Consider the following 9,300-nt stretch of genomic DNA (forward strand, 5'->3'; position numbering starts at 1 on the left):
AGGCGGCGGGCGGACACCGTTACTGTCGACCGCCATGCGACTTCTCGTACTTGGCGGCACCTCGTTCGTGGGCCGGGCGATCGTTGACGACGCGCTGCGGCAGGGGGTCGAGGTGACCCTGTTCGGCCGGGGCAGAACCGGCGTGGACCTGTTCCCGGGCGTGCCCCGGCTGATCGGTGACCGGGACACCGGGGACTACACGGCGCTGCAGGGCGGCAGTTGGGACGCCGTCGTGGACGTCAGCGGGTACGTGCCGCGCCACGTCGGTCAGGCGATGGCGGCGCTCGGCGACCGGGTCGGCCGGTACCTGTTCATCTCCAGTCAGGCCGTCTACGTGCAGACGGGCGTGGGGCCGGGCTCGGACGAGGACACACCCCGCCGCCCGCCGGTGCGCGACACCGAGGAGCTGGACGAGGACACCTACGGGCCGTGCAAGGTGGCGTGCGAGGACGACGTGGTGGCCCGGTACGGCGCACGGGCGACGATCGTGCGGCTGGGAAAGGTCGCCGGGCCGTACGACGTGCAGGACGGGCTCGTGTACTGGGTCCGCCGGGCCGCGCGCGGCGGCCGGGTGGCCCTGCCGGGCAGCCCCGAACAGCCCGTTCAGGTGGTCGACTCCCGCGACGCGGCCCGCCTCGTGGTGCAACTGCTGCAGGACGACAGGCCCGGCGCGTTCCACGCCGTCGGCCCGGCCGAGCCGACCACGATGGCCGAGCTGATCACCACCTGCGCGCAGGTCGCGGGCAGCCGGGTCGAGATCGTCCCGGTGCCGGCCGGAGCGGTGCCGCCGTTCTTCCCGCTGACCCGCCCCGAGTCGATGTGGCCGACCCAGCAGCGGAGCGCCGCGCGCGCCCGCGCCGCCGGCCTGCCCGCAACCCCGTTGGCGGTGACCGTCGCTGACGTACTGGCCTGGGACCGCGAGCGCGGCGAGCCGCCGCTGCGGCACGGACTGTCCGCCACGCAGGAGGCGGACCTGCTCGCCGGAGCCTGACGGACCGGCATGCGCGGGCGGTGTGCCCACCCCGTGCAGGGCGCCTGGAGGTTCGGAACCGGGGGATCGGCCGGCGGCGGGCGGGTGGCATGATGTGGCGGCCATGACCGTCACCGTCGCCCCGGGGCCAGCTCGCCGTACGGCCGCACTGGATGTGCGGCTGGTGCGGGCGTCGGCCTTCGCCACGGTGAGCGTGGCCCTGGCCGCAGCGGCGCACGGCGCCGCGGGCGGGGCAGCGGTGGGCCTGCCGCTGGTCGCGCTGGGCTGGCTGCTGGTCTGCGCCGCGGCGGGCGTGGCGGCCGGCCGCCGCCGGTCACTGCCGGCGATCACCGCAGGCGTGGCGGCCGGGCAGCTCGGACTGCACCTGCTGTTCCGTACCGGGCACATCATGACCACGCCGCTCCCCACGCCCGCCTCCATGCCCGGCATGCCCGGCATGCCGGCGGGGGCCCACCGACCGGGCGGCCGTACGGGATCCGGCCCGGTGCCGTCGGCCGGGACCGGTCCCCATGCCGGGCACCTGCATCACACGGCCGCCGTCGTCCACGCGGGCGTGCTCGGCCTGTCGCCCGGCATGCTGGCCGGCCATGCCGCTGCCGCGCTCGCGACCGGCTGGCTGCTGCACCGGGTCGAGGTGGCGCTGTGGCGGCTGCTCGACCTCACGCGGACGGTCCGGGCCGCGGCCCGCCACTGGAGCCGGCGCGTCCGGCGCACCCTCGCCGTCCTCACCGGAACCGCCGTCCCGCCGGCGGCGCCACTCGTGCGCACGTGGCTCCGCCGCGACACCGTCCCGCCGCACCACCGGTCGGCGCTGCTGCGCCACAGCCTGCTCCGCCGGGGACCGCCGGGGGTCGTCACCGCCTAGGCACGGACGGAGCCTGCGCTCCGCCCGCCGCCTTCGCGCTGCCGCAGGCGGCCGCACCCCTTTCCGGGACGGCCGCCGGACAACCCCGTCAGCGTTCCCGCACCGCGCCCTGGTGGCGTGCCGACCTGCCCGGTCGGTGCGCGGCCGCGTGGTGCCGATCTCCCGGATGGAGACCACACCCATGCGTTCCACCCTCTCCCGCCGTCTGGCCGCCGCGTCGGTGCTGGCCGGTGCGACCCTGCTCGCCTCGGCGGTTCCCGCGTTCGCGCACGTGACCGTGCAGCCGGGCACCGCCGCCCAGGGCGCGTACACCGCCGTCGCCTTCCGTGTCCCGGACGAGAGCGACACCGCGTCCACCACGAAGCTGGAGGTGACCCTGCCCGCCGACCACCCGGTGGCCTCGGTCGCGACCCGGCCGCTGCCCGGCTGGACCGCCACCGCGGAGAAGACCAAGCTCGCGACGCCGTTGAAGACCGATGACGGCGACGAGATCACGGAGGCGGTCTCGAAGATCACCTGGACGGCCGACGCGAACGCGAAGATCGCGCCCGGCCAGTTCCAGGACTTCGCGGTCTCGCTCGGCCCGCTGCCCACCGACACCGACAAGATCGTCTTCAAGGCCCTGCAGACCTACGACGACGGCACCGTGGTCCGCTGGATCGAGGAGAGCAAGGACGGCCGGCCCGAACCCGAGCACCCCGCGCCCGTCCTGACCCTCACCAAGGCCGCCGCCGAGGGTGGCGACACCCACGGCATGACCGCGAGCACCGCCGGCCGGGCCGCCCCGCCGGCCGCCGCGGGCTCGGCGGCCTCCACGTCCTCCGACAGCGCCGCGCGCACCCTCGGTGTCGTGGGCATCGTGGTCGGCGTGGTCGGGGCCGCGCTCGGCGTCCTCGGCCTGCGCCGCCGCAACGAGGGCCCGCAGGCCTGACCGTTCCGAAAGCGCCGCGGCCCGGCCGGATCACCGGCCGGGCCGCGGCGGCCCCATCGGCTCAGCGCACCGTCACGTCACGACGCCGACAGCCGCGGCGTGCGCGGCGGCTCCGTGCGGCGGCTGCCCGTCGCCTCGAAGGCCGCGCCGAGGGCCAGCAGCGCGTTGTCGTCGTAGGCGCGGCCCGCGAAGGTCAGCCCGACCGGCATGCCGGTGTCCGCCATGGTGCCCATCGGTACGGTCACCGTCGGGATGCCGAGGTGACGGGGCACCAGGTTGCCGTTGGCGACCCAGACGCCGTTGCGCCAGCCGAGGTCGGCGGACGCCTCGCGGACGTCCATGTCCGCCGGGCCCACGTCGGCGACCGCGGGGAACACCACCGCGTCCAGGCGCAGTTCGTCCATCCACTGCTCCAGGTCGACCCGGCGGGTCTCCTCGAGGCCGCGCAGCCCCTCCTCGAGGTGCGGCATGTCGGTGAACGACGCGTACGGGCGCTCCCGGACGAAGCGCGGGTACTCGCCGATGGTGTCGTCGAAACCGGCGTAGCGGTCGGGGAGCTCGCCCTCGTGCTTGGGGAAGATGAGCTCGCCGTCGACCTCGGCCAGGCCGGCGAGCGCCGGGTCGCCGTTGGCGCGCAGGAAGTCGTCCCACGCCCAGGCGGACAGGTCCTCGATCTCGACGGCGAGGTAGTCCCGGCCGACCAGGCCGCGGGTGAGCAGCGAGGGCGCGCCGGGGCGGTCGGACTCGTAGTTCGACACGACGGGGAAGTCGACCTCGACCACCTCGGCGCCGGCGGCCTCCAGGTCGCGGCGGGCGGCCTCCCACAGGGCGATCACCGAGGGGCGGGTGTCGATCCGCTGCCCGGTCTGGCCGCCGATGCCGCCGTCGGGGTTGGTCCCGGCGTCGGGGTCGGAGTTGATGTACATCCGGGGTACACCGACGCGCTTGCCGGCGAGCGCGGCGGCCGCCGTCCGGGCGTCGGCGGGGGCGAGCGCCGGGTACGAGGCGGGGCGTACCTGCGACGCCGCCGGGAGCGGCACCCACGGCTGCGCGCGCCACAGGTCGCCGCGGGTCTGCGGGTCGTCGGCCACGATGACGTCGAGGAGTTCGAGCAGGTCGGCCATGGTGCGGGTGTGCGGGACCACGACATCCATGGTCGGCACCAGCGGCCAGTTGCCGCGCACCGAGATCACGCCGCGGCTGGGGGTGTAGGCGCACAGCGCGTTGTTGGACGCGGGTGCCCGGCCCGACGACCAGGTCTCCTCGCCGAGGCCGAAGGCGCCGAAGGACGCTGCCGTCGCGGTACCCGAACCGTTGGAGGAGCCGGAGCCGTAGGCGCTGGTGAGCCAGTCGGCGCTGTACGGGCTCTCCGCGCGGCCGTACACGCCGCGCTGCATGCCGCCGTTGGCCATCGGCGGCATGTTGGTCAGGCCGATCAGGACGGCGCCGCCCGCGCGCAGCCGCTCGATGGCGAAGGCGTCGTGCTGGGCGGTCAGGTGCTCGAACGCCGGTGAGCCGGCCGCGGCGGTCAGCCCCTTGGCGAGGTAGCTGTCCTTCGCGGTGTACGGGATGCCGTCCAGCGGGCCGAGGGTCTCGCCGCGGGCGCGGCGGGCGTCGGAGGCCTCGGCCTCGGCGCGGGCGTCCGGGTTCATCACGACCATCGCGTTGAGCGCGGTGGCGGTGCCGGGCCGGTCGTACGCCTCGATCCGGGCGAGGTAGGCGTCGAGCAGGCCGACCGCCGTGGCCTCGCCCTTCTCCAGCGCCGCGCGCAGATCGGCGATACAGGTCTCCACAACGTCGAATCCGCGCGTCATGCGGGTGCCTCCTGGCTGGTTGGTACGGGACGGGGTGGTGGGGCGGGATCGGCGAACCGCCGGTGCGGGGCGGATCCGCGCATGCGCCGGCCACGTCCGGTCGCCCTGACTAGATTTTCAGTCTAGACTACGGATCTAGATCTCCAGCATCGAGGGGTGAGGCCATGCCGACGCCAGAGACCGGGCCGGGTGCAGCACCCCGGCCTGCCCGGACCTCGGTGGACAGGAAGCGTCAGCCCAGCGGCGACGAGGCACGGGGACGGGCGATGCGGGCCGCCATCAGCGCCATCGCCGAGAAGGGCACCGCGGCCGTACGGATGTCGGACATCGCCGCGCGGGCCGGGATGAGCACCGGGCACATCCTCTACCACTTCGGCAAGAAGGACCGCCTCCTGCTCGAAGTCCTCGCCTGGAGCGAGGCGGACCTCGGCCGGCGGTTCCAGCAGGCCGCGGACGAGGCCGCGTCCCCGGCCGAGAAGCTGGCGCTGTTCGTCCGCTTCTACCTGCCCCGCCACCCGGGCGACGAACGCTACGCCCTGTGGACGCAGGTCCTGGCCCAGCGCCACGACGACGCCGGCCGGCACCTGCTCACCGCGCTCTCGGACACCTGGGAGGAGCGCCTGGAGGCGATCGTGCTGGAGGGCCGGGCCCTGGGGCAGTTCGCCGAGGTCGACCCGTCCGAGTTCGTCATCAGGGCGGTGGCGATGCTCAACGGGCTCTCCGGGGACGTGATGTTCGGACGCTCGCGCTGGCAGGACGCCTCCGCGAACGCGTTCGCCCTGGCCGCCCTGGAACGCGAACTGCGGCCGGCCGCTCAGGACTGACGGCACGTCCGGCCGGCGGTGTCCGTCACGCTACGCGGTCGCGGACGCGCGGGCTCAGGGCGGCGTACTCCAGCGGGGCGGAGGGGTCGATGGAGAGGTCCAGCGGGGCCGGTCGGGCGCCCGACCGGACCAGGAGGTCGCCGATCGCGGCGATCATGGCGCCGTTGTCGGTGCACAGGCGCAGGGCGGGGACCCGCAGGGTGATGCCGGCGGCGGCGCAGCGCTGTTCGGTGAGGGCGCGGATGCGGGAGTTGGCGGCGACGCCGCCGACCACCACGAGGGTGTCGATGCCGTGGTCGGTGCAGGCGCGGACGGCCTTGCGGGTGAGGGTGTCGGCGATGGCCTCCTGGAGTGCGGCGGCGGCGTCGGGGACGTGCGGTTCGGCGCCGGCGGAGCGTTGCCCCTCGACCCAGCGGGCGGCGGCGGTCTTGAGGCCGGAGAAGGAGAACGCGTACGGCGGGTCGTCGGGGCCGCTGAGCGGGCGGGGGAGGCGGACCGCCTCCGGGTCGCCGTCGCGCGCGGCGCGGTCGATGGCGGGGCCGCCGGGGTAGGGCAGGTGGAGGATGCGGGCGACCTTGTCGAAGCATTCGCCGGCGGCGTCGTCCAGGGTGTCGCCGAGGTGGACGATCGGGTCGCGGGCGAGGTCGCGGACCAGCAGCAGGGAGGTGTGCCCGCCGGAGACGATCAGCACGATGCAGGGGTCGGGCAGCGGCCCGCCGTCGAGGGTGGCAGCGGCGACGTGGCCGGCCAGGTGGTGGACGCCGTACAGCGGGACGCCGAGCGCGTAGGCGTAGCTCTTGGCGGCGGCCACGCCGACCTGGAGCGCGCCGGACAGGCCGGGGCCGGCGGTGACGGCGACGGCGCCGATGTCGGCGAGGACGAGCCCGGCCCGGTCCAGCGCCTCCTGTACGACGGGGGCCACCGCGTGGACGTGGGCCCGGGCGGCGATCTCGGGGACCACGCCGCCGAAGCGGGCGTGCTCGTCCATCGACGACGCCACCGCGTGCCCGAGCAGCACGCCGTCGCGCACCAGACCGGCGCCGGTCTCGTCGCAGGACGATTCGATCCCCAGCACCACCGGCGATCCCGCCATCGTCACCCTCACCCAAACCTTGTCGCAGCAGTTACCTACCTGCACATATTGTGTAACAAGGTGCGGGGGTGGCCGGACGGCCACCTCGGCCCGGCGGTCCTGCTCACCGCGCCGCGCTCCCGGCCACCGGAACGGCACCCGGGTCCGTGCCCGGGTCCCCGCCCGGGGAGGCGAAGGCGACCGGGGCCTCGAAGTTGGCGCGGCGGGCGGCACGGCGGAAGACCGTGAGGACCGCCGGCCCGACGATCAGGACGCACACCCCGGTGGTGACGGCGCGTCCGGTGTCCCAGCCGAGCGAGGTGGCCAGGTCGAAGAGCAGGTAGCGGTGCCACTGCTCGGTGAACGGCAGCCCGGGCAGGTAGGCGATCGAGCTGTTCGGGTCGGTGGCGAACGGCCAGAAGGACAGGTTGAGCAGGAACCCGAAGAGGTAGCCGGAGGCCGCGCCGTACCCCGTGAGCATCAGCACCTCGGCCCGTCCGCGCAGCCGCGGCAGCAGCCCCGCGAGCAGCCCCACGAAGGCGCAGCCGAACATCTGGTACGGCATCCAGGGCCCGACGCCGCCGGTGATCAGGGCGGAGGCGAACAGCGAGGTGCAGCCGAGGGTGAAGCCGAAGCCGGGGCCGAAGACCCGCCCGGCGAGGACCAGGATGAAGAACACCGTCTCCACCCCCGCGGTCCCGGCACCCAGCGGGCGCAGACCGGCGTTGACGGCGGAGAGCACGCCGAGCATCGCGAGGGCCTTGGCGTCGATGCCGCCGGCGGAGATCTCGGCGATCACGACGGCGAGGACGAGGACCAGCAGCGCGCCGAAGATCAGCGGCGGCGCGTAGTTGGACCCGAACTTCCCCGGGGCGACGACGAACGGCCAGGTGAAGGCCGTCAGGCCGATGAACGAGGCCAGGGCCACCACGAGCCGTGCGCGGCCGGGGATGCGGACGGCGACCCGGGCGGCGCTCACCGCGCGGCCCGCGCGGTGTCGAGGACCCGGCCGACCTGGCGGGTGGTCAGATAGAGCAGCGGGGCGAGGATCTTGGCGGTCTGCGGCGCGAACGTCGGCGAGGCGACGATCACCTCGGTGGTGGGTCCGTCGGCGACGACCTCCCCTTCGGCCATCACCACCACGCGGTCGGCGGCCGCGGCGACGAACTCGACGTCGTGGGTGCACACGACGACCGTGCGCCCCTCGGCGGCGAGGTGGTCGACGATGCCGATCAGCGCCTCCTTGCCCGGGTAGTCCAGCCCGCGGGTGGGCTCGTCCAGCAGGACCACCGGCGGGGCTGCGGCCAGTTGGATCGCCAGCACCAGGGCCAGCTTCTGTCCCTCGGACAGGTCGCGGGGGTGGCTGTCGTCCGGGATTCCCGGGGCGAGCCGGTCCAGGACCTGCCGCGCGGTGTGCCCGGCGCCGGGACCGGCGTCCAGGTCGCCCTGGGCGAGCTCCTGGGCGACCGACTCCAGGTAGAGCAGGTCGGTCGGGGTCTGCGGGACCAGGCCGACCAGGCGGCGGGCCTCGGCAGCGGAGACCTTCTTGGGGTCGGTCGCCGCCTTGCCGTCCGTCCCGGCGACCTTGACGGTGCCGCCCTGCCGCGGGCCGGAACCCTGCAGGGCCCAGAGCAGCGAGGACTTGCCCGAGCCGTTGCGTCCCATCAGCGCGGTGACCTGGCCGGCCTGCAGTTCCAGTCCGACGTCGCGGACGGCGACCACCTGGCCGTGGCGCACGACGATCCGTTCGGCGGAGAGCACCGTCGCGCCGCCGCCGGCGGTGGTGTCGCGCGGCGGCGGGACCGGATGTCCGGCCAGCTGCTCCCGCAGCGGCGCCGCCGCCCGGCGGGCGTCCCGGACGGACAGCGGCAGCGGGCGCCACCCCGCCAGGCGGCCGAGTTCGACCACCGGAGGGGAGATGCTGGTGGTGGCGAAGACCTCGGCGGGCGGGCCGTGGACGACGGTGCCGTCGCCGGGCAGGTAGGCGACCCGGTCGGCGTACTGGACCACGCGCTCCAGGCGGTGTTCGGCGAGCAGGACGGTGACGCCGAGGTCGTGCACCAGGCGGGTGACGGCCGCCAGCACCTCCTCGGCGGCGGTCGGGTCGAGGGCGGAGGTGGGTTCGTCCAGGACCAGGATCCGCGGGTGCGCGGTGAGCACCGAGCCGATCGCGACCCGCTGCTGCTGGCCGCCGGAGAGTTCGTGCAGCGCGCGGTGGCGCAGGTCGGCGAGGCCGAGCAGGTCGAGGGTCTCCTCCACCCGCTTGCGCATCACCTCCGGCGGGATCGCCAGCTGTTCCATCGCGTAGGCGAGTTCCTCCTCGACGGTGTCGGTGACGAACCCGGCCAGCGGGTCCTGGCCGACCACGCCGACCACATCGGCCAGTTCGCGCGGCGGGTGGTCGGCGGTGTCGCGGCCGTCCACCGTCACCCTGCCGTACAGGGTGCCGCCGGTGAAGTGCGGGACGAGCCCGTTGACGGCGCCCAGCAGGGTGGACTTGCCGGCGCCGGTGCGGCCGACCACCAGGCAGAGTTCACCCTCGGGGATGTGGAGGTCGACATCGCGCAGGACGGGGGTGGACCCGCCGTCGTACACCACGCCGACCTGGTCGAATCGGATCACTCGGTCACCTCGGTGTGCGGGCGGGCGGCGCCGGCCGCGGGGCGTGCGGCCCGCCGGTCGGGCAGGGCGGCGGATACGGGGGGCCGGCCGGGCGGCGGGGAGAGCACACCGGCGGCGCCGGCCAGCAGCAGGGCCAGCACGGGGACGGCCGGAAGGGCGGGCCAACTCAGCGGGTAGAGAG

General features: G+C 75.1%; 8 protein-coding genes and 1 pseudogene. 4 read left to right on the forward strand and 5 right to left on the reverse strand.

The window, feature by feature from the left end:
• Positions 1-34: 34 nt before the first annotated feature.
• The 3 genes from AA75_RS19835 to AA75_RS19845 all read left to right on the forward strand — a co-directional run bounded on the left by AA75_RS19835 (position 35) and on the right by AA75_RS19845 (position 2,787).
• Positions 35-991 carry an NAD-dependent epimerase/dehydratase family protein gene (locus AA75_RS19835; RefSeq protein WP_033821458.1) on the forward strand — a complete coding sequence of 319 codons (957 nt, stop codon included), beginning with the start codon at positions 35-37 and terminating at the stop codon, positions 989-991.
• 103 nt (positions 992-1,094) lie between these two features.
• Entirely contained in the window at positions 1,095-1,856 is a 762-nt protein-coding gene (locus AA75_RS19840; RefSeq protein WP_149038261.1) for a hypothetical protein, read from the forward strand.
• A 181-nt stretch (positions 1,857-2,037) separates the two neighbouring features.
• Entirely contained in the window at positions 2,038-2,787 is a 750-nt protein-coding gene (locus AA75_RS19845; protein WP_063794399.1) for a YcnI family protein, read from the forward strand.
• Between the two features lie 77 nt (positions 2,788-2,864).
• Here AA75_RS19845 and AA75_RS19850 read toward each other — a convergent pair whose 3' ends face one another.
• Positions 2,865-4,601: an amidase gene (locus AA75_RS19850; protein ID WP_033821459.1), complete on the reverse strand. Its 1,737-nt coding sequence runs from the start codon at positions 4,599-4,601 to the stop codon at positions 2,865-2,867.
• Positions 4,602-4,819: 218 nt separating this feature from the next.
• On the opposite strand from AA75_RS19850, the gene AA75_RS19855 reads away from it, so the two are divergent.
• A complete protein-coding gene (locus AA75_RS19855) occupies positions 4,820-5,425 on the forward strand; it encodes a TetR/AcrR family transcriptional regulator (protein WP_233289100.1) in 606 nt (201 codons plus the stop codon).
• A 25-nt stretch (positions 5,426-5,450) separates the two neighbouring features.
• Here AA75_RS19855 and tsaD read toward each other — a convergent pair whose 3' ends face one another.
• The 4 genes and pseudogenes from tsaD to AA75_RS19875 form a co-directional block, all read right to left on the reverse strand.
• The gene (gene tsaD, locus AA75_RS19860; RefSeq protein WP_033821461.1) at positions 5,451-6,518 is read right to left on the reverse strand and encodes a tRNA (adenosine(37)-N6)-threonylcarbamoyltransferase complex transferase subunit TsaD; all 1,068 of its coding nucleotides are present in this window, start codon (positions 6,516-6,518) and stop codon (positions 5,451-5,453) included.
• 103 nt (positions 6,519-6,621) lie between these two features.
• Positions 6,622-7,476, reverse strand: a complete 855-nt coding sequence (locus tag AA75_RS19865) for an ECF transporter S component (RefSeq protein WP_051812827.1) — start codon at positions 7,474-7,476, stop codon at positions 6,622-6,624.
• Positions 7,473-9,119, reverse strand: coding sequence for an ABC transporter ATP-binding protein (locus AA75_RS19870; protein WP_033821462.1), 1,647 nt, complete (start codon positions 9,117-9,119; stop codon positions 7,473-7,475). Before AA75_RS19870 ends, AA75_RS19865 begins: the two co-directional genes overlap by 4 nt.
• Positions 9,116-9,300, reverse strand: a pseudogene (locus AA75_RS19875) (energy-coupling factor transporter transmembrane protein EcfT); the annotation flags it as partial. The pseudogene AA75_RS19875 and the gene AA75_RS19870, both read right to left, overlap by 4 nt.

The organism is Kitasatospora sp. MBT63 (assembly GCF_000710465.2).
Lineage (GTDB): Bacteria > Actinomycetota > Actinomycetes > Streptomycetales > Streptomycetaceae > Kitasatospora.